The organism is Streptomyces sp. NPDC037389, from assembly GCF_040636475.1.
Classification (GTDB): domain Bacteria; phylum Actinomycetota; class Actinomycetes; order Streptomycetales; family Streptomycetaceae; genus Streptomyces; species Streptomyces hesseae.
In genome coordinates, this window is the sequence record NZ_JBEZUS010000003.1 from 283079 (window position 1) to 303129 (window position 20051).

A 20051-nucleotide genomic window follows, 5' to 3' on the forward strand; every position below is an offset into this window, starting at 1 on the left:
GGGACCGTGTCCGAGCCCCACGAGGTGTACGCGCCGGAGTCCCGCGTCGACCCCTACCCCGTCTACGCGCGGCTGCGCGCCGAGGCCCCCGTCCAGCCGATCCGCGACCCCAACGGCATCGAGCACCATCTGGTCACCCGCTACGAGGACGCCCGCGCCGCCCTCGCCGACCCCCGGCTCTCCCGCGACCCCGAGCACGCGTGGGAGGCGCTGCGCCGTTCCGGGCTCTACCCCGAGGGCGGGGAGGGCTCGGAGCCGCACATGCTCAACAGCGACCCGCCCGACCACACGCGGATGCGCAGGCTGGTCGCCAAGGCGTTCACCCCGCGCCGGGTGGACGCCATGCTGCCGCGCGTCCAGGAGATCACCGACCATCTGATCGACGCCTTCGCCCCGCACGGCACCGCCGACCTGATCACGGCGCTGGCGTTCCCGCTGCCCATCACCGTGATCTGCGAACTCCTCGGCGTGCCGGAGGCCGACCGGGCGCCGTTCCGGCAGTGGAGCACGGCCGCGCTCACCCCCAACTACACCGAGGGCGCGGCGATGCCGCCGCACGAGGCGAACCGGCTGCTGCGCGAGTACTTCACCGCGCTGGTCGGCGAGCGCCGCCGCGCGCTGCGCTCGGCCGGGGACGACACCGAGGCCCAGCCGGACCTGCTGAGCGCGCTCGTCGTGGCCTCCACCGAGGAGGGCCGGCTGACCGAGCAGGAGCTGGTCTCCACGGCCGGGTTGCTGCTGGTGGCCGGGCACGAGACGACGGTGAACCTGATCGGCAACGGCATGCTGGCGCTGCTGCGCCACCGGGACCAGCTGGAGCTGCTGCGCTCCCGGCCGGAGCTGCTGCCGGCGGCCGTCGAGGAGTTCCTGCGCTACGACGGGCCGGTGGAGCGGGCCATGCTGCGGGTCGCCACGGAGGACCTGGAGATCGGCGGCACACGTGTGCCCAGGGGCGCGATCGTCACCGTGGGCGTGGCCTCCGCCCACCGCGACCCGGCCCGCTACCCGGACCCCGACCGGCTGGACATCACCCGCGGCGACCGCTCCCACCTGGGCTTCGGGCACGGCATCCACTTCTGCGTGGGCGCCCCCGTCTCCCGGATGGAGGGGCGGATAGCGGTGGGGACGCTGCTGCGGCGGCTGCCCGGCATCGCGCTGGACGAGACGGCGGGCCCGCTGCGCTGGCGGCCCACGGGCGTGCTGCGCGGCCTGGAGTCGCTCCCGGTGCGGTTCACGCCGGAGCCTCTCGGCTGATGTCCTCGCGGGCGGGGTGGGCCCGGGGGTGGCGGCGGACGTACTCCAGGAAGCGGGCCAGGGCGCGATCGCTGCGGGTGAGCAGGCCGGGGCGGAAGTGGAGGGTGAGGAGCACGGGGGCGTCGTCGGCGAGCATCCCCATCATCACGCCCATGGCCCGGTCCAGGAACGCCGCGTCCGCCGCCTCGTCCGCGCCGCCCTCCGCCCGCCGCGCGCCGAGGACGAAATACGGGCGGGAGACCCCGGGACGTATGGAGCGCAGCGCCGTGAGCCAGCAGAACCAGCGGCCGTCGAGGGTGCCGGTCTGCCGGAAGACGTTGGTGCCGTGGATCTCGACGCGCAGGTCGAGCCGGTGCTTGTCGGGGGTGGTCAGGCGCAGCGGATAGCCCATGGAGTGGGCGGTGGCGGTGACGGCGTCGTTGGGGTCGGCGCCGTCGTCCAGGGCGAACTCGTGCTGGAGGAGGAAGTGCTGGACGTCCATGGTCTGGGCCGCCACCAGCCAGGGGTCGACGGGGGCCTCGTCGAGGACGGTGTGCCGCAGGAGCAGCTCATCCGGGGGGACGGGGAGGCCGGGCACCTCGAACAAGGGCCGCCGCCCGTTGAAGGCCCAGACGATGCCATGTGATTCCCGCGAGGGAAAAGAGAAGAGCCGCGCACGCGGCGGCACCGGCTCGCCCGTACCGGTCGCCGTGCAGGCGCCGCCGCCGTCGTACCGCCAGCCGTGGTACCGGCATCGCAGTCGTTCCCCTTCCACGTCTCCCACGGACAGGTCGGCGCCCAGGTGGGCGCAGTAGCCGCTGACGACCCGGGCGGGCCTGCCGGCCTCGCCCCGGAAGACCGCCACCCGGCCGCCGAGGAAGTCCGCGCCCAGCACCCGCCCCGGGGGCAGTTCGGTGGACAGGCACAGCGGGAACCAGCTCTGGCTGTACGTCCCGTCCAGGCCCTCGCCGGGAACGGGACGGCCGAGCGGGCGCGTGGTGGTCACGGCGGCCCCCTTCGCGCTCATGTGAGGCTCATGTGAGGTGATCCCGGGCGGGGTTGGCCCGAGGGTAGGCCCGGACGTAGTCGAGGTAGCGGGCGAGGGTGCGGTCGCCGTGGGTGAGGTGGCCGGGGCGGAAGCGGATGGTGCCGAGGACGGGCGTGTCGTCGTCGAAGAGGTTCATCATGGCCGTGCGGGCCCGGTCGAGGAAGGCCTCGGTCTCCTTGGGGTCCTCGCCGTCCTCCGGGCGGGCGCCGTAGACGAAGACGGCCCGGGAGCGGCCGGGGCCGGGGATGTTCAGCGGGGCGAGCCAGAAGAACCAGCGGCCGTCGAGGGTGCCGGTCTGCCAGAAGATATTGGTGCCGTGGATGTCGACGCGGACGTCGAAGCGCTCGCCGTCGCGCATCCGGGCCCGCAGGTCGAAGCCGACCGAGTGGGCGCCGATCCGCACCGAGTCGTTGGGGTCGTCGTCGAGGACGAACTCGTGGGGCAGGCACAGGTGCTGGAGGTCCATGGTGTGGGCCTGGACCAGCCAGGGTTCGACGGGCAGCTCGGGCAGGACGGAACGGCGGACGGTCAGCTCGTCCTCCCGGTAGGGCAGGCCGGGCACGCCGAAGAGCGGCTCCTCGCCGTTGAACGCCCAGACGACGCCGTGCCGTTCGACCGCGGGGAAGCGGAACAGCCGGGCCCGGGGCGGCACCGGGTCACCGATGCCGGTGGCGGCGCACACCCCGCCGCCGTCGTACTGCCAGCCGTGGAAACGGCACCGCAGCCGCTCCCCCACCACCTCGCCCACCGACAGATCCGCGCCGACGTGGACGCAGTAGCCGCTCAGCACCCGGGCGGGGCCGCCCTCGCGGCCCCGGAAGACCACGGCCTTGCCGCCGAGGAACTCCACGCCCAGGACCGCGCCGGCGGGTACATCCTCGGACAGGCACAGCGGAAACCAGGTCTGGCTGTACAGCCCGTCCGCGCCCTCGGCGGGTGGGCTCGAGAATCGATCGAGAACGGTCATGACGACAACCCTCCGATGTCCCTGCGGAATTGTTTCCACGGCCCTCCGGGCCGTCAACCCCGAAGGGCCTGGCGATCCGCACCGCAATCTGGGAGAAGTGACCCCACGGGAATCCCACTAGCCTTTCTGCGAACCGGAAGGAGCCGGCATGGGGTCCACCGAGTCCACCGAGCAGGCGAACAAGGCGCTGGTACGGGAGTTGATCGACACCTGGAACAGGGGCGACCTGGCGGGGATGACGCGGTTCTGGTCCCCGGACATGGTCCATTACGGCCGCGACGGCGAGCCGCTGCCCGGCACCGGCGTCGCCGCCGAGATGGGCCGCTTCATGAACGCCTTCCCCGACCTGCGGCTCACCGTCCACGCCATGGTCGCGGAGGGGGACCTCGTGGCCACCCGGCTGACGGTCGAGGCCACGCACAAGGGCGAGTACCTGGGCGTGCCGGCCACCGGGCGCGCCGTGCGCGTCCCCCTGCTGGGCCAGCTGCGCGTCGTCGACGGCGCCGTGGTCGAGCACTGGGGCGTGGCCGACGGCCTGTATCTCCTGGAACAGCTCGGACTGCTGCCCCCCGAATTGCTGCGGGCCACGGCGTGACACGGATTACTGCGGCCGACAGCGGCAGGAAATCCGCCTACGAGGAAACCGTCCGCAAATTCCGGGGCGCGGTTCTGTTCACACACGATTTCTCCGCTATTTCGGAGGTCCTCACCCCCGATTTCGTCGACCATTTCGCCCCGCCTTGGGATCCCCCGGGACGAGAAGGCGTGGCGCACCGCTTCGGCCAGGCGGCCGAGGCCCTGACGACACGCCGGGTGGAGGTGCTCACCTCGGTGTGCGAGGGCGACATCCTCGCGCAGGCGATCCTGCTGCACTTCGAGCACACGGGCGCGTTCATGGGGCTGCCGCCCACGGGCCGGGCCTTCGCCATCGGCGGCTCCAACACCTTCCGCTTCCGGGACGGCCGGATCGCCGAGCACTGGGGCGTGTTCGACGTGGCGAAGATCCCCGACCTGCTGGCCCCGGGGCCCGGCCGGGAGGGCGGCTGGGCCTCCATGTGGCCCGCGTGAGAGCACGACGCGCCCTGGTGGTCGGGGCGGGGCCGGCGGGCCTGGCCACCGCCGCCCTGCTGCGCCGTACCGGGCTGGAGGTCCTGCTGCTGGAACGCGCCCCGGACAACGCCGACGCCGGCACGGCCCTGACCCTGTGGCCCAACGCCTTCTCCGCACTGGCCGAGCTCGGCGCCGACGGACCCGTACGGGCCGACAGCGCGCCCTCGGCGGGCCTGGCGATGCGCACGGCGCGCGGCGGCACGCTGCTGTTCCTGCCGCCCGGGGTGCTGGACGCCCGGTGCGGGGGCAACGGACGGGCACTGCCGCGCGCCGCGCTGCTCCGGGCCCTGTACGACCTCCAGCCCCCGGACGCGATCCGCTTCGGGGCGCGCTGCGTCGGCGTACGGCAGGAGGGCGCGGTGGTGGCCGCCCGGCTCGCGGACGGCACCGAGGTGGAGGGCGATCTGCTGATCGGCGCCGATGGCATCCGCTCCCGGGTGCGCGCGGCCCTCTTCGGCGCCCCCGGGGACACGGGTGGCGGCGATCTGCGCTACCTCGGCTACGCGGTGGCCCGGGGCGTCGCCACGTACTCCTGCCCCGGCCATCCGGCGCTGCTGGCGCTGGGCGCGGGACGGCAGTTCGGGCTGTTCCCGCTGCCGGAGGGACGGATGTACTGGTTCGCGGCCTTCGCCGTGCCCGAGGGCGGGGCCAGGGCGGGCCCGTCGTGCCTGCCGTTCCTCCAGCGGCACTTCGCCGCGTGGCACGACCCGCTCCCCCACGTGCTGCGGGCCACCGACCCGGCGGCCGTCACCGTCACCGCCATCCACGACCGCGCGCCCCTGCGGCGCTGGGGCCGGGGGGCGGTGGCCCTGGTGGGGGACGCCGCGCACCCCGCCGCGCCGGCCATGGGGCAGGGCACCTGCCAGGCGCTGGAGGACGCGGTCGTCCTGGCCCGCGCGCTCGCCGGGGCCGGGGCCGACGACGTCCCGGCCGCGCTGCGCGCGTACGCGGCACGGCGGCGGCGCCGGGCCCACGCGGTGACCGTCCAGTCGCACTGGGCGGGCCGCCTCGGGCAGTGGCGCGCGCCGGCGTTGTGCGCTGTGCGCGACGGGGTGATCAGGGCGACGCCCCGGTCTGTCCTGGTGGGCGCGCTGCGTTCGTCGTTCACGTTCGGCTAGCCGCAGTGCCGGCCGGTGGAGTTTGACAGGGGCCACCAACCGAAGGAGCCCTCATGGACCGAGTCCCCCCTCACCTCCTCGCCCTGCGCGTAGGTGCCTTGGCCCTCACGGGCCTCGTGGAGGTGACGGTGACCCTCCCGGCCCTGCTCGCTGTGCGAGCACTGCGCGGTCGCCAAGCCGCCCACCACTACCTCTACCGCCGCCTGACCCACCGCATCCAATCCCTGGGCCCCACCTTCATAAAATTCGCCCAGATCGCGGGCGCGCGCCGCGACATGCTCCCCGCCGCCCTGTGCGACGAGCTGTCCCGCCTCCACGACTCCGTACGCCCCCTCCCCCACCCCTCCGCCACGCGGGCGTTGCGCGCGGCGTACGGGCGGGCGGTCCCGCCGTTCCTGGCGCGGCTCGACCCCGAGCCGGTGGCGGGCGGCAGCATCGCCTGCGTGTACCGGGGCGTGCTGCCGGACGGCCAGGTCGTGGCGCTGAAACTGAAGCGCCCCGGCATCGACAGGACGATGCGGGCCGACCTGGCGCTGATCCGCGCGCTCACCCGCCGCGCCGAACGGCTTCCGGCACTCCGCGGAATGCCGATGGCCGACCTCGTCGGCTACGTCAGCCAAGCCGTCCTCGGCCAGCTGGACTTCCGGCAGGAGGCCGCCAACATCACCACACTCCGCGCGAACCTCGCGGACGTCCCCGCCGTCGAAGTGCCCCGGCTGCGCCCCGAGTGGTCCCGGCCGACGTGCCTCGTCTTCGACTACATCCCAGGGCTGGACACCCGGACGCCCGGGACCCTGCCGGATCCGGTGCGGGCGCGGCTCGCCTCTGCCGTGCTGGCGGCCGCGCACAAGATGATGTTCGTGGACGGGTTCGTGCACTGCGATCCGCACCCGGGCAATGTGTATCTGCTGCCGGAGGGCCGCGCGGCCGTGATCCTGGACGCGGGCTACAGCGTCCGGCTGCCCGACCGGGTGCGGGAGCTGATCGCCGGGTTCTTCGCGGGGCTCGCGACGGGCGACGGGCGGCGGTGCGGGGAGATCATGCTGGCGAGCATGGCGAACGCGAACGCGGACGGCCGGACGGACAACGCGGAGCCGTTCGTCGCGGACATCGCCGGGCTGGTCGAACGGTGCGCGGGCCCCGACAGGGCCTTCGACATGGCGTCCTTCGGCAACGGCGTCTTCGAGGTCCAGAGCGCCCACCGGCTCTACGCGGCCTCCGACCTCGCCTTCCCCATCATGGCGCTGATGATCCTGGAGAGCACGGTCCGGGGCCTGTGGCCGGGGGCGGACTTCACGCGGGTGGGTGTCGCCGCCGCCTCGTAGCCGTGCACATGGTGCTGCCGCCGGCCCCGGGGGAAGGCGGCGGCAGCACGTTCATGGGGCCCGGCGGCCCGGCGGCCCGCTCAGCCGGCCGGCTGCACCAGGTTGAACTCGTTGCCGTCGGGGTCCGCGAAGGTCGCGGTCGAGCCGCCGAACGGCATCTGCTGGGGGTCGTGGGTGAACCGCACCCCGCGCCGGACGAACTCGTCGTGGGTGGCCTTGATGTCCTCGGTCACGAACTGGATGTCCGTGAAGCGGCCGATGTTGCCCTCGCGGTAGACGGGGAAGTCCTTGGTGCACAGCACGATGCGGGTCTGGGAGCCCTCGGGGGCCACCTCGATCCACCGCATGGGGCCGAACCTGAGGTCCTCGCGGAGCTCGAAGCCGAGGGTGTTGACGAAGAAGTCGACGGCCTTGTCCTGGTCGTTGACGAAGACGTCGACGGTACCGATGTGCGAGATCACGGGGTTCTCCTAATCGTCGGTTGAAGTACGCGGAGAGGCGCTCAGTGCGTGGGCGCGACGTCCCCGGCGGGCGCGGTCGCCGGCCGGGGGGCCAGCAGGGCGACGGCCGCGCCGACGAGGACGACGACCGCGCCGCCGAGCATCGCCGTGTGGAAGCCGTCCATGAAGGCGGCGTGCCCGGCGCGGACGGCCGCCTCGGCGGCGGGGCGCGCGGTGCCGTCGGGCACGGGCACCACGCCCTGCGCGACGACCTCCGTCATCCGGCGCAGCGCCTGGGCCAGGGCGCCGCCGACGCCCTCGTCGGCGAGGTGTCCGGGCAGCGCCCCGGAGACCCGGGACGAGATCAGCGAGCCGAGGACGGCCGTGCCCAGGACGCCGCCCAGCATCAGGGCGGTCTGCTGGAGGCCGGAGGCGACTCCGGCGAACTCGTCGTGGGCGCTGCCGACGATCATCTCGATGGCCGTGGGCGCGATCATGCCCATGCCCACGCCGAGCGGGGCGAGGAACGGCCACATGGCCTGGTACGAGGAGTCCTCGGTCATCCGGGACAGGCCCAGCAGGGCGGCGCTGATGAGGACCATGCCCGCGGCGAGCGGCACCCTGGGCCCGAACCGCTGGCCCAGGGCCGCGCCGAGAGGGGCGCCGACCCCGAAGAGCACGGTGAAGGGCAGCAGCCCGAGCCCGGCCCGCATCGGGGAGAAGCCGTGCACCTGCTGGAGGTACAGGGCGAGGTAGAACGAGGCGCCGAAGGTGGCGAAGCCCCCGATCAGCAGGGTGGCCGTGCCGGTGGAGACGGCCCGCATGCGGAAGAGCGCCGGTGGCAGCAGCGCCTCGCGGGCGCGGCGCTCGCGCAGGACGAACGCGGCGCCGATGACGAGCGCGGCGGCGAACGAACCGAGCGAGCGGAAGGCGGTCCAGCCGTGGCCGGGCACCTGGATGATGCCCCAGACCAGGGCGAACAGGGTGCCCGTGAGCAGCAGGACGCCGGGGGTGTCGAAGGCCCGGTCGGCACCCTCGGGCCGCACCGCGCGGATCGCCGGGCCGCCGAGGGCGAGGGCGGCGGCGCACACCACGACGTTGATGAAGAACACCCAGCGCCAGCCCAGCTGGTCGACGGTGACGCCGCCGATGAAGGGGCCGGCGGCCAGCGCGAGGGCGCCGACGCCGCTCCAGACGCCGATGGCGATCTTCAGTTTGTCCTGGGGGAAGGAGGTCTTGAGCACCGCCAGTCCGCTGGGCGCGAGGACCGCGCCGCTGATGCCCTGGAGCACCCGCCAGAAGATCAGCATGCCGATGCCGTGGGAGAGCCCCGCGAGGACGGAGGTGGCGGCGAAGCCCGTCATCCCGATGAGGAAGACCTTCTTGTGCCCGTAGCGGTCGCCCAGCTTGCCGGCGGTGATCAGGGCACAGGCGACGGCGAGCATATAGCCGTTGGTGACCCATTGGAGGGTGGTGAGCTCGGTGTCGAGGTCGACGGCGATGACCGGGTTGGCGACCGCGACGACCGTGCCGTCGAGGGCCTCCATCATGGTGCCGAGGGCGACGGCGACGAGCACCACCCAGGGGTTTCCGGCGCCGGGCCGGTCCGGTAACGCCCCGCCGTCCGGGGCCGGTTGTGCTTGGTGAGCCATGGCTGGGCCTGCTCTCTTCTCGGTGCTCCTTCCGGTGTCCGGTTCAGCCGCGGGCGTCGGTGAGGCTGAACCAGTTGCCGGAATCGTCGCGGAAGACGGCCTCGGTGCCGTGCGGCCGCTTCACGGGCTCCTGGACGAACGTCACGCCCGCCGCCCTGAGCCTCCGGTGGAGGGCGCGGACGTCGTCGACGTGCAGCACCCCCACCCCGATCACGCCCTTCGCGACGAGGTCCCGCAGCTGGCCGGCGGTCTCCTCGTCGTACTCGGGCGGCCCCACCTTGCGCAGCACCAGCACCACGTCGGGCTGGTCCTTGGGGCCGACCGTGAGCCAGCGCAGCTCGCCGAGCGTCATGTCGTCGCGGACCTCGAAGCCCAGCTTTTCCGTGTAGAAGGCCTTCGCGGAGTCCTGGTCGAGGACGGGGACGGTGACGTGCGACAGACGCGTGCTCATGGATTTCCTTCCGCCGGTGAGCTGTGATCAGACGCTATCGACGGCTTCCCGGCGGTGACATCTCCTGGATTGCGGAGCTGCGTTCCGCTTCCGCCGGCCCGCCGGGCGCACATGAACAGGTAGCAGCCGGGGATGGGCGGGGGGCCGCCCTCGCGGGCGATCCGCTCGCGGTAGCGGGTGGGCGGGACGCCCATCACCTCGGAGAAACGGGAGCTGAACGAGCCAACGCTGGAGTAGCCGACGAGGTGACAGATCTCCGCGACCGTCAGGCTGGTGGCGCGCAGCAGGTCGCGCGCCCGCTCGATACGACGTTGCGTCAGATAGCGGCCGGGGGTCTCGCCGAAGGCCGCCTGGAAGGAGCGGAGGAAGTGGAAGCGCGAGCAGCCCGCCTCGGCGGCCAGCGTCGCCAGGTCGAGCGGGTCGGCGTAGGAGCGGTCGATCAGGTCCTTCGCCCGTCGCAGATAGGGCAACAGCGCGGAGGAGAGCGGTTCCTGGCCCGGCATGCCCCCATTGTCGGCCGTCCGCCAACGCCGGTGGGGGCGGCCGTCAGGCACGGGCGGGCACCTGCTCGGTGACGATCTCGTCCAGCCGGCGGCCCCGGGTCTCGGGGCCGTAGAGGGCGAAGGCGACCGCCGCGAGGGCCAGCGGTACGGCCCCCAGCAGGGCCGTCACCCCGAGCGGGGGCACCGCCACGGCGGCCACCGACAGGGCGAGGATCGCCACGCCGCCGGCCTTGCTGGTGCCCGCGGCCCAGCTGGTGCCCAGGGCCCGCAGCGGGGTGGGGTAGGCCTCGGAGCTGTAGGCGGCCAGGACGGCGGCGGTCGCGCTGATGCCCCACAGCGGGACGAGCAGCAGCAGCCGCAGCGTCAGTCCGTGCCCGGCGGTGGTCTCCGCGAGCACCGCGAGGGCGACGAGGGCCGCGGCGGTCAGCGCGGCCAGCGCGATCACGGTGCGTCTGCTGCTCCACAGCCCGTAGAGCAGGGCGGTCAGGACGTTGAGGGGCAGGCTGATCAGGGCGCTGTCGCGCAGGACGCGGTCGGAGGAGACCTCGGTGATGCCGAGGCGGCCGAGGTTGGTGGGCAGCCACATCTGGAAGCCGTAGGACATCAGCCCGGCGCCGACGGCGAGGACGGTCAGGGCGAGGGTGGGGCCCCGGAAGGCGGCGGCGAACAGTCCGCGGTAGCCGGAGCGGGCCGGTTCCCGGGCGGGTTCCGTCGTGGGCGGTGTCCGTACGGCGTCCCGCACGGTCGAGCCGTAGCGGGCCAGGACGCGGCGGGCCTCCTCGGTGCGGCCGGTGGCCAGGAGGTAGCGGGGCGACTCGGGGATCCAGTGGTTGAGGGCGATCAGCAGCAGCCCGGTCGGCAGTCCGACGAGCCAGAGGATCCGCCAGCTGTAGGTGGGGGTGAGGGTGGCGGCCAGCCAGCTGGTGAGGATGTAGGCGACGGTGACGTTCCCGCCGATCAGCACCATCAGCCAGCCGCGGTGGCGCTGGGGGACGGTCTCGACGAGCAGGGTGAAGGCGATGGGGATCAGCCCGCCCGCCGCCGTGCCCATGAGGAAGCACATGACGACGTTCCAGCTGAAGCTCGGCATCGCGCCGCAGACGGCGGTGGTGGCGAACAGCACTCCGGCCAGGAGGATGGAGCCGCGCCGCCCGATGCGGTCGCCCAGCCATCCCCAGAGGAACGAGCCGGTCATGGTGCCGGCGATGCCGGACAGCGGCAGCCAGGAGACGGGGACGTCGCCGCCGGGGTTCAGCGGCGAGGCCAGCCCGTACTCCTTGGCGACGCCGGGCACGACGAACGACAGCGTCATCGGTTTCATCACGTCGATGGTCACCGCGAGGGAGAGGACCGCCAGGAGCGCGACGTGGGCCGGGCGCAGCGGGGCGTCGTCGACGGCCCGGACGCGTACGGAGGCGACCTGCCGGCGCAGGGCGCCCGACCGCCGGGGCAGCAGCCCGTGGACGACGGCGGCCACGCCGGTGACGATCAGCAGCATGCCGGTGAGCATGGGGGCGTCGACGGACATTCCGGCCATGCGGTAGCCCATGTGGCGGGCGTGGAGATACATGGGGAGGTGGAGCAGGGCGCCCGCGGTGCAGGCGGCGGCGCCGGCCCAGAAGAACGCGGGGCGGGCGAAGGAGCCCATCCGTTTTCCCCTCCCTGCGCCGCCTGGCGGACCCGGCGGCAGACGGCCACGCGTGGTGACAACGGGGGTGAATGCGCTGTGCGTTCGCACAACGGGATGTCAGCGGTATTCCTAGCAGCGGCGCGGGGCGGCGGCAAGGCCGCGCGCCGTCGCGGCGGGCGGCGGGGGGCCGGTGTCAGTGGTGGCGCGTAGGCTCACGAGCATGAGTTACGCAGACCTGCGCGAACTCCAGAGCGCGCTGAACACCGCCTCGGACATCGCCTTCTCCCTCGACGCCGCCCCTTCGCCCCATGAGGCCGACCAGCTCCTGGACGCCTTGCGCAGGGCGCTGGCGGCGGCCGGGGCGCTGGGCGCGGGGGTGGGCGCCACGGGGTGCGCGGAGCATCCCAAGGGGCCCGTCGACCCGCTGGCCGGGGACCGGGAGGATCCGCTGCCGCCGGGCTGGGGCCGCTGTCTGCTGTGCAACGACCGGCGGCGCCGGGCGGGCGCGCAGCGCAGGGGCTGGCGCTGACCCGGCACCCGGCCACAAGGTGACGCGGCAGGTCAGTGGTCCATGGAGGCCCAGAACTCCTCGAAGGACAGGACGCCGTCGCCGTTGCCGTCCTTCTTGTTGATGATGGCCTGGGCCACGGTCACGGTGACGTTGTGGTCGCCGAGCTGAGCCATCACGCTCTTGTACTCCTCGGCCGTGATGAACCCGTCACCGTCGACGTCGAAACGGGCGAAAGCCGTACGGGCTTCCTCGATGCTGGCCATGTGGGCCTCCCCTTGGTGCTTGGTGGACCGGCACAGATTAGCCGCCGGTCACCAACTCCAGATAACGGTCCCAGTCCCAGTGCGGACCTGGGTCGGTATGGGTGGATCCGGGCACTTCGACATGGCCGATGATGTGCTCGCGGGTCGCGGGGATGCCATAGCGGTCGCAGACGGCGGCGGTGAGCTTCGCGGAGGAGCGGTAGAGGGCGTCGGTGAAGTACTCGGGGCGGTCGATCCAGCCCTCGTGCTCGATGCCGATGCTGCGGGTGTTGTAGTCCCAGTTCCCGGCGTGCCAGGCGACGTCCTTCTCGCGGACGAACTGCGCGATGTAGCCGTCCTGGGAGGCCACCATGTAGTGGGCGGAGACCTTGGAGCGCGCGTCCTGGAAGATTCTCCGCGCGTCCTGGAAGGTCTCCTGGGTGACGTGCACGACGACGAACTCCACGGGGTACGCGCGGGGGCGGCCGGCGACCGTGTAGTTCGCCCTGTTCGCCGGGATCCAGTGGGTGGGGGGATAGGGGGCCGTCATGGGGACATCAGACCCGTGGGGGCGACGGTCCGCAAGGACCACGACATCGCCGCATAAAGATAAGCCGCACCGGCATTTCATTCATGGATTTCAAGGTCAGTGTCACACGTCACCTTGGATTGCCCTGGCCTCACTTTGGTCCCGGCACACCACGCGTGACATAGTCGAGGCCAACGACCCCCATTGACCCGGGCCAGGTCGTCATTCGCCGCGGGGGCACACCCCATTTTCCCCGCGGCCACCCGAAGAGGCCCCCGGCCCGTCGCAGGACGACGGAAGGGGGCCTCTTCGCGTGCGCGGGAACCCGTGCGTCAGCGCTCGCCGCGCTCCCCGACCCGCATCTCGAACCAGGTCGTCTTCCCGCGCGCCAGCAGATCCACCCCCCAGCGGTCGGAGAGCTTGTCCACCAGGAACAGCCCGCGCCCGTTGACGTCCGTCTCCCGCACCGGCAGCAGGCACGGCAGCCCCCGGGAGGGGTCGCGCACCTCGACGCGCACCCAGCCGCGCCGCCGCGCCATCCGCAGCCCGAAGTGGCGCGCCCCGGTGTGCCGGACGGCGTTGCCCACGAGCTCGGAGACCAGCAGCACGGCGTGCTCGGCGAGCTGGGCCGACAGGCCCCAGTGACGCAGCATCACCGCCTGGGTCAGCCGGCGGGCGGCGGCGGCGGATTGGGGGCGCGAAGGCAGCCGGACCTCGCCGAGGGCCGGATCACCGAACAGCTCGAAGGCCTTGCGTGTCAGCTCGTCCTCTACCATCGGGGTCCACCGCGCGGGGGCCGCCGTAACGGCCCGCTGCCGCGACTGCTCCATTCCCTCCAGGCCCGCCATGACCCCCATCATGGCCGTCGCCGGAGCGCCAGGGAGTGGAACCTGGGGATTCGGTTCACCGGAGCACCTCGTTCCGAGGTCCGGGGGCGACATATGCCAGCGGCCCCGGACCATCCACCGCACCCGGACTGACCTGCGCCGACATCCTGTGCGCAAAAGATCGCCGAGGGTGAGCGCCGGGGCCCCGTACCCGGTGTCACGGAGCCCCGGGAATTCCCCCACAAGAGGCATGGCCCGGAGCGCCGCTCACCGGGCGCACCGGGCCAACCCCAGGCGGCTCAGACGAATTTGGCCTTGCCCGGACCGTCCTCCACGAAACTGCGCATACCGATCTCGCGGTCCTCGGTGGCGAACAGGCCCGCGAACCAGTTGCGCTCGATGGCGAGGCCGGTGTCGATGTCGGTCTCCAGCCCGGAGTCCACCGCCTCCTTGGCCGCGCGCAGCGCCATGGCGGGCCCGGTGGCGAGCCGGGCGGCCCACGCGTGCGCCTGCTCGTAGACCTCGGCCGCCGGGACCACCCGGTCGACGAGGCCGAGGGCGAGCGCCTCGTCGGCCCTGACCTGGCGGCCCGTGAAGATGAGGTCCTTGGCCTTGGAGGGCCCGATGAGCCGGGCGAGCCGCTGGGTGCCGCCGGCGCCCGGGATCAGGCCCAGCAGGATCTCGGGCTGACCGAGCTTGGCGTTGTCGGCGGCGATCCGGAAGTCGGCGCAGAGGGCCAGCTCGCAACCGCCGCCCAGGGCGTAGCCGGTGACGGCGGCGACGACGGGCTTGGGGATGCGGGCGACGGCGGTGAAGGAGTCCTGGAGGGCGCGCGAGCGGGCCACCATGGCGGCGTGGTTCACGTGCCGCATCTCCTTGATGTCCGCGCCGGCCGCGAACACCTTCTCCCCGCCCCAGATGACGACGGCCCGCACGTCGTCGCGGCGGGTCAGCTCGTCCGCGAGCTCACGGAGCCGGTCCTGGGTGGCGATGTCCAGCGCGTTCATCGGCGGCCGGTCCAGCCGCACGGTCCCGACGCCCTCGGCTACCTCAAGATGCACAGTCATGACTGCAGGTTAGCGGTGGCTAACAGAAAGCGGCCCGGCGCACTGTGAACCAGTGCGCCGGGCCGCGGCATCGTTCAGATCCGGACGTCAGCTGTCCTTGCCGGCGCTGTCCTTGCCCCACTCGGCCCAGGACAGGTTCCAGCCGTTGAGACCGTTGTCCGGCTGGATCGTTTTGTCATGGGAGTTCTTGACGATGACGACATCGCCGATGAGGGAGTTGTTGAAGAACCAGGCGGCCGGCGTCGACGGGTCGCCCGCGCCCCGCTGGTCCTCCAGGCCCACGCAGCCGTGGCTGACGTTCTCGGAGCCGAAGGTGCCCGAGCCCGACCAGTAGTTGCCGTGGAGGAAGGTGCCCGAGGTGGACAGGCGCATCGCGTGCGGCACGTCCGGGATGTCGTACTCGCCGCCGAAGCCGACGGTGCGGCCGTCCATGCGGGTCACTTCGAGCTTCTCGCTGATGACCATCTGACCGTTGTAGGTCGAGTGGCCCGGACCGCCGGCGGAGATCGGGACGGTCTTCAGCGGCTTGCCGTCGCGCACGACCGCCATCTGGTGGGTCTCGGCGTCGACCGTGCTCACCTGGGAGCGGCCGACGGTGAACTTCACCGTCTTGTTCTGGGTGCCGTAGACGCCCTCACGGCCCTGGACGCCGTTGAGGTCCATCGTCATCGTCACCTTGGTGCCGGCCGCCCAGTAGTTCTCGGGCCGGAAGTCGAGGCGGTCGTTGCCGAACCAGTGGCCCTTGACCTCCACGGCGGGCTCGGCGGTCACCTTGATGGCCTTCTCGACGGCCTTGGGGTCGGTGATGCCACGGCTGAAATTGAGCGACACCGGCATGCCGACGCCGACCGTGCTGCCGTCCTCCGGCGTGAAATAGGCCGCGAAGGTGTTGTCCGGGGTGAGGGTCGTGAACGCCGCGTGCTTCGCGGACGTACGCCCCTCCTTGTCCTTGGCGATCGCGTCGACCGTGTACTTGGTGGAGGCGGCCAGATGGGTCGTCGGCTCCCACACGGCGCCACCGTCGGCGATCTTGCCGTCGACGGTGTGGCCCTTGTCGTCGGCCACCTTGACGGAGCTGATGGCGCCCTTCTCGGCGGTCACCTTCAGGGCGCCGCTGGTGGCCACGTTCCCCGAGCCGTCCTTGGGCGCGATGTTCACGACGGCCTGTGAGGGGCCGTCGGGAACCTTTCCGCCGTTCTTGCCGTCGCCGTCGCCGCTACAGCCGCTGACCAGCGTCAGCACCGCTCCGAGCAGCAGGGCCGGCAGCGCGCCTCGGCGCATCCGGCTCCCCGATATCGGATGCACGTTCACAACGGATCGTCTCCCCTCGCACGGCCCGCGGCCACGCGGCACCCCTGAGCGCACCCACGCGCTTTGTCGATAGATAACCACACGCCACCGACAACGCTGACCTCGTGAATGTCACCGTTCAGTCCCAAATGGGAGCGGTGATACGAACCGTGCGCCTGTGGTGAATGCGGTGACCGAAGTGAAGCGCCTGAATCCAGCCAGGTCAAACTGGTGTTCAAAGGCCGGTTGAAAGGGCTGGGCGGGCGGTCCGGAAACCGGCGTTCGGGCCGGTTTCCGCCGGGGGAATCCGGCGGTGGATTCAGCTCAGCGCCGAGCCCGCCCTCCATTCCTCCCACGTCATGTTCCAGCCACCCAGGCCATTGTCGGGAGCGACCACCCGCTCCGGGGAGCCGACCACCTCCACCACGTCCCCGACCAGGGAGGAGTCATAGAACCAGCCCGCCGGGGTCGACGGTCCGCCACCCTGGACATCGGGCAGCCCGATGCAGCCGTGGCTGGTGTTCCGGGTGCCGAAGGCCCCCGGCGGCGCCCAGTAGTTGCCGTGGAGGAACGTCCCCGAGCCGGTCAGCCGCATCGCGTGGGGGACGTCCGAGATGTCGTACTCGCCACCGAAGCCGACTGTGTCCCCGTTCATCCTGGTCATCGCGAACTTCTGGCTGATGACCATCTTGCCGCGGTAGGTGTCGTTGCCCTGGCCGCCCGCCGTGATGGGCACGGTCGCGAGCATCCTGCCGTCCCGGACCACCCGCATCGTGTGCCCGGCCGCGTCGACCCGGCTCAGCTGGCTCCGGCCGACCGTGAAACCGACCGTCTTGCGCTGGATCCCGTACACCCCCCGCGCGCCCCGGACATCGCGCAGCCGGAGGTCCAGCGTCACCCGGGTGCCGGGCCGCCAGTACGTCCGGGGCCGGAAGTCCAGCCGGGTGGCGCCGAACCAGTGCCCGGAGATCTCGGCGGGCGGCGAGGAGGTGACCCGGACGGCGCGTTCGACCGCGGCCCGGTCGCTGATCGGCCGGCTGAAGCCAAAGGAAACGATCATCCCGGTGCCGACGACGCTCTCCGGCTCCGGGGAGAAGTAGCCGATGAACCGGTGCTCCGGCACATAGGTGGTGAAGCTGGTGTGCCGGGCCGTGCGCCGCCCGGAGGCGTCCACGGCCACCGCGTCCACGGTGTAGCGCGAGGCGAGCGTGAGCGGCACGGCGGCGGGCCGCCAGGTGTGGCCGTCGGCGGAGATCCGGCCCGGCACGGCCAGCCGTTCGCCGCCGTGCGACGCGGCGGCGGTCACCCGTTCCAGCCGCCCGCGCGGCACCCGCACCTCGAAGGGCTCCGTCGACACCACGTCGCGCGCCCGGTCGGGCGGGCTGATGTGGATCAGCTCGCGCACCACCGGGCGCGCGTCGTCCGTGAGCGCGGCCTCCGGGGTGACGGTGGCGCACCCGGCGAGCGCGAGCAGGGACGCCAGCACGGCCAGGCCCCGTACGGCACGCGAGAGGGCAAGTGTCACACCGGGCCCAACGACGGGCCTCCCCCGGGGAAACGTCCCTGCACTCGCTTGCTGCGGCCGATCACACGTGTGAGCGCATGCGTGGATGCGGGAAGAACGGGGAGAAGGACCCCATCGCCAGACACCCGGTCCCGGGATCCCGGGTGCCCGGCGCGCTACCAGAGAGCCGCCGGAGGCGACAACGTGTCGAGCGCATCCGAGCAAGAGGCACGGCACCAGGGTGAGTTGAGCGGCGGCCCTGCGGAACGGGCGCCGCGCCCCGGGACGGCCGGGCACGGCGGGGCGCCCCCGGCGGCCCCGGGAGCCCCCGCGACCGGCGTCAACGGCCGTACGCGGCGGGCCCGGGCGCCGGAGCCGGAGCCGTCACCCGTGTGGCCGGGTGCCCCTGAGCCGCTCGGGGCACGGTTCAAGGACGCGGCTCACGCCGCGGAGGGCGTGGCGGGCACGAACTTCGCGCTGTGGGCGGGCGGGGCCGAGGCGGTGGAGCTGTGCCTGTTCGACGAGGACGGGCACGAGACCCGCCACCCGCTGACCGAGCTGACGCACGAGGTGTGGCACGGCTTCGTCCCCGGCGTACTCCCCGGCCACCGCTACGGCTACCGCGTCCACGGCCGCTGGGACCCCTGGACCGGCGCCCGCTGGAACCCCGCCAAACTCCTCCTGGACCCCTACGCCCGGGCCGTGGACGGCGACTTCCGGCTGCCCGCCGAGGTGTACGGCCATGTGCGCGACTGGCCGCAGCAGCACGTCGCCGACACCGTCCGCGACGAGCGGGACTCGGCCCCCCACGTCCCCAAGGGCGTGGTCGTCGCCGATGACGACGACTGGTCCGACGACCGCCGCCCCAAGACCCCCTGGCCCGACTCGGTCATCTACGAACTGCACGTCAAGGGCTTCACCATGCGCCACCCGGACATCCCCGAACAGCTGCGCGGCACCTACGCCGGCCTGGCGCACCCGGCGGCCGTCGGGCATCTGAGGCGGCTGGGCGTGACGGCCGTGGAACTGCTGCCCGTCCACCAGTTCGCCCACGAGGACCATCTGCTGCGACGGGGCCTCGCCAACTACTGGGGCTACAACTCCATCGGCTACTTCGCCCCCCACTCCGGCTACGCGGCCTCCGGGACGCGCGGCCAGCAGGTGGGCGAGTTCAAACGGATGGTACGGGCCCTCCACGCGGCCGGCATCGAGGTCATCCTCGACGTCGTCTACAACCACACCGCCGAGAGCGGCGAACTCGGCCCCACGCTCTCGCTGCGCGGCATCGACAACCGCCGCTACTACCGGCTCCAGCCCGACCCCCGGCGCTACGCCGACTACACCGGATGCGGCAACACCCTCCACGTCGTCCAGCCGAACGTCCTGCGGCTGATAACCGACTCGCTGCGCTACTGGGTGACGGAGATGGGAGTCGACGGCTTCCGCTTCGACCTCGCGGCGGCACTGGTCCGGACCATGCGCGCCGTCGACGGGCCGGACATGCTCTCCCCCTTCCTCGCCGTCATCGCCCAGGACCCCGTGCTGCGCCGGGTCAAGCTGATAGCCGAGCCCTGGGACGTGGGCTCCGGCGGCTACCAGGCCGGCGCCTTCCCCCCGCTGTGGACCGAGTGGAACGACCGCTACCGCGACGCCGTGCGCGACTTCTGGCGCGGCGCCCTGCCGGACGTGAGGGACCTCGGCTACCGGCTGTCGGGCTCCAGCGACCTCTACGCCTGGGGCGGCCGCCGCCCGTACGCCTCCGTCAACTTCGTCACCGCGCACGACGGCTTCACCCTGCGCGACCTGGTCAGCTACGAACGCAAGCACAACGAGGCCAACGGCGAGGGCAACCGCGACGGCACGGGCGACAACCGCTCCTGGAACTGCGGCGTCGAGGGCGAGACGACCGACGCGCGCGTCACCGCCCTGCGCCGCCGCCAGACGCGCAATCTGCTGACCACCCTGCTGCTGTCCACCGGGGTGCCGATGCTGGTCGCGGGCGACGAGATGGGCCGCACCCAGGGCGGCAACAACAACGCCTACTGCCAGGACAACGGGACCGGCTGGATCGACTGGTCGCTGCTGGACGACCCCGGCTGGCGGAACCTGGCCGGGCTCTGCTCCCGGCTGCTGGCGCTGCGCCGCGCCCACCCCGTGCTGCGCAGCCGCTCCTTCTTCTCCGGCCGGCCCAGGGGCGCGGACGGCCTGCGCGACCTCGCCTGGTTCACCCCGGGCGGCACCGAGATGACCGAGGCCGACTGGTACGCCCCCACCGCCACCTTGGGCATGTACCTCTCGGGGCGGGACATCCCCCAGCGCGGCCGGCGGGGCGCGCCGGTGACCGACGAGAGCTTCCTGGCCGTGCTGCACGCCGGGGCGCGCGCCCTGCGCTTCACCTTGCCCGGGCCACCATGGTCCGAATCCTACGAACTCCTCGTCAACACCGCCCTGGAGGACCAGCACACGGCCCCCGGCCTGCGCCGGGAGGGCGGCAGCCGGATCTCGGTCCGGGCCCGCTCGGTGCTGCTGTGGCGAGTGGTACGGGACGGCTCCGAACTCCCGCCCACCACCGAGGACTTACGCCTGAAAGACGAGTGAGCGATG

The 20051-nt window shown here is 72.6% G+C and carries 20 protein-coding genes; 7 read left to right on the forward strand and 13 right to left on the reverse strand.

Annotation, left to right across the window (positions count from 1 at the left end; all coding sequences use genetic code 11):
* The first annotated feature begins 6 nt into the window (after positions 1–6).
* Positions 7–1254 (forward strand): cytochrome P450, encoded by a 1248-nt coding sequence (locus tag AB0E98_RS08050; RefSeq protein ID WP_361699785.1) that lies wholly within the window; start codon positions 7–9, stop codon positions 1252–1254.
* On the opposite strand, the gene AB0E98_RS08055 is transcribed toward AB0E98_RS08050, so the two are convergent.
* Positions 1232–2239 carry a Rieske (2Fe-2S) protein gene (locus AB0E98_RS08055; protein ID WP_361699787.1) on the reverse strand — a complete coding sequence of 336 codons (1008 nt, stop codon included), beginning with the start codon at positions 2237–2239 and terminating at the stop codon, positions 1232–1234. The two genes, AB0E98_RS08050 and AB0E98_RS08055, sit on opposite strands and share 23 nt — an antisense overlap.
* Positions 2240–2267: 28 nt before the next feature.
* A complete protein-coding gene (locus tag AB0E98_RS08060) occupies positions 2268–3248 on the reverse strand; it encodes a Rieske 2Fe-2S domain-containing protein (protein ID WP_361699789.1) in 981 nt (326 codons plus the stop codon).
* Between the two features lie 148 nt (positions 3249–3396).
* On the opposite strand from AB0E98_RS08060, the gene AB0E98_RS08065 reads away from it, so the two are divergent.
* The 4 genes from AB0E98_RS08065 to AB0E98_RS08080 are packed head-to-tail and all read left to right on the forward strand — an operon-like array spanning position 3397 to position 6801.
* The gene (locus AB0E98_RS08065; protein ID WP_361699791.1) at positions 3397–3843 is read left to right on the forward strand and encodes an ester cyclase; all 447 of its coding nucleotides are present in this window, start codon (positions 3397–3399) and stop codon (positions 3841–3843) included.
* On the forward strand, positions 3840–4316 hold the full coding sequence (locus AB0E98_RS08070) for an ester cyclase (RefSeq protein ID WP_361699793.1): 477 nt from the start codon (positions 3840–3842) through the stop codon (positions 4314–4316). Before AB0E98_RS08065 ends, AB0E98_RS08070 begins: the two co-directional genes overlap by 4 nt.
* Positions 4313–5476 carry an FAD-dependent monooxygenase gene (locus AB0E98_RS08075; RefSeq protein WP_361699795.1) on the forward strand — a complete coding sequence of 388 codons (1164 nt, stop codon included), beginning with the start codon at positions 4313–4315 and terminating at the stop codon, positions 5474–5476. Before AB0E98_RS08070 ends, AB0E98_RS08075 begins: the two co-directional genes overlap by 4 nt.
* Before the next feature lie 53 nt (positions 5477–5529).
* Entirely contained in the window at positions 5530–6801 is a 1272-nt protein-coding gene (locus AB0E98_RS08080; protein WP_361699797.1) for an AarF/ABC1/UbiB kinase family protein, read from the forward strand.
* An 80-nt stretch (positions 6802–6881) separates the two neighbouring features.
* On the opposite strand, the gene AB0E98_RS08085 is transcribed toward AB0E98_RS08080, so the two are convergent.
* From AB0E98_RS08085 to AB0E98_RS08105, 5 genes are read right to left on the reverse strand one after another with little or no spacing between them, the layout of a single operon-like run.
* Positions 6882–7262: a VOC family protein gene (locus AB0E98_RS08085; RefSeq protein WP_361699799.1), complete on the reverse strand. Its 381-nt coding sequence runs from the start codon at positions 7260–7262 to the stop codon at positions 6882–6884.
* A gap of 41 nt (positions 7263–7303) precedes the next feature.
* Positions 7304–8893, reverse strand: coding sequence for an MFS transporter (locus AB0E98_RS08090; RefSeq protein ID WP_361699801.1), 1590 nt, complete (start codon positions 8891–8893; stop codon positions 7304–7306).
* A 43-nt stretch (positions 8894–8936) separates the two neighbouring features.
* The gene (locus AB0E98_RS08095; protein WP_361699803.1) at positions 8937–9344 is read right to left on the reverse strand and encodes a VOC family protein; all 408 of its coding nucleotides are present in this window, start codon (positions 9342–9344) and stop codon (positions 8937–8939) included.
* A complete protein-coding gene (locus tag AB0E98_RS08100) occupies positions 9341–9847 on the reverse strand; it encodes an AraC family transcriptional regulator (RefSeq protein ID WP_361699804.1) in 507 nt (168 codons plus the stop codon). Before AB0E98_RS08100 ends, AB0E98_RS08095 begins: the two co-directional genes overlap by 4 nt.
* Positions 9848–9890: 43 nt before the next feature.
* On the reverse strand, positions 9891–11495 hold the full coding sequence (locus tag AB0E98_RS08105) for an MFS transporter (RefSeq protein ID WP_361699805.1): 1605 nt from the start codon (positions 11493–11495) through the stop codon (positions 9891–9893).
* A gap of 202 nt (positions 11496–11697) precedes the next feature.
* On the opposite strand from AB0E98_RS08105, the gene AB0E98_RS08110 reads away from it, so the two are divergent.
* Positions 11698–12006, forward strand: coding sequence for a hypothetical protein (locus AB0E98_RS08110; RefSeq protein WP_361699807.1), 309 nt, complete (start codon positions 11698–11700; stop codon positions 12004–12006).
* Between the two features lie 32 nt (positions 12007–12038).
* Here the strand turns inward: AB0E98_RS08110 and AB0E98_RS08115 are convergent, their stop codons facing one another.
* The 6 genes from AB0E98_RS08115 to AB0E98_RS08140 form a co-directional block, all read right to left on the reverse strand.
* Positions 12039–12251 carry an EF-hand domain-containing protein gene (locus AB0E98_RS08115; protein ID WP_361699809.1) on the reverse strand — a complete coding sequence of 71 codons (213 nt, stop codon included), beginning with the start codon at positions 12249–12251 and terminating at the stop codon, positions 12039–12041.
* A gap of 37 nt (positions 12252–12288) precedes the next feature.
* Complete coding sequence (locus tag AB0E98_RS08120; RefSeq protein ID WP_361699811.1) at positions 12289–12780, reverse strand: N-acetylmuramoyl-L-alanine amidase; 492 nt, start codon at positions 12778–12780, stop codon at positions 12289–12291.
* Positions 12781–13091: 311 nt separating this feature from the next.
* On the reverse strand, positions 13092–13607 hold the full coding sequence (locus tag AB0E98_RS08125; protein WP_361699814.1) for an ATP-binding protein: 516 nt from the start codon (positions 13605–13607) through the stop codon (positions 13092–13094).
* Between the two features lie 278 nt (positions 13608–13885).
* Positions 13886–14653 (reverse strand): enoyl-CoA hydratase-related protein, encoded by a 768-nt coding sequence (locus AB0E98_RS08130; RefSeq protein WP_361699817.1) that lies wholly within the window; start codon positions 14651–14653, stop codon positions 13886–13888.
* Positions 14654–14740: 87 nt separating this feature from the next.
* Positions 14741–15934, reverse strand: coding sequence for an Ig-like domain-containing protein (locus tag AB0E98_RS08135; RefSeq protein ID WP_361699820.1), 1194 nt, complete (start codon positions 15932–15934; stop codon positions 14741–14743).
* Positions 15935–16262: 328 nt separating this feature from the next.
* Positions 16263–17468 carry an Ig-like domain-containing protein gene (locus tag AB0E98_RS08140; protein ID WP_361699822.1) on the reverse strand — a complete coding sequence of 402 codons (1206 nt, stop codon included), beginning with the start codon at positions 17466–17468 and terminating at the stop codon, positions 16263–16265.
* A gap of 369 nt (positions 17469–17837) precedes the next feature.
* Here AB0E98_RS08140 and glgX point away from each other — a divergent pair, with 369 nt between their 5' ends.
* Positions 17838–20045: a glycogen debranching protein GlgX gene (gene glgX / locus AB0E98_RS08145; protein WP_361700522.1), complete on the forward strand. Its 2208-nt coding sequence runs from the start codon at positions 17838–17840 to the stop codon at positions 20043–20045.
* Positions 20046–20051 lie beyond the last annotated feature (6 nt).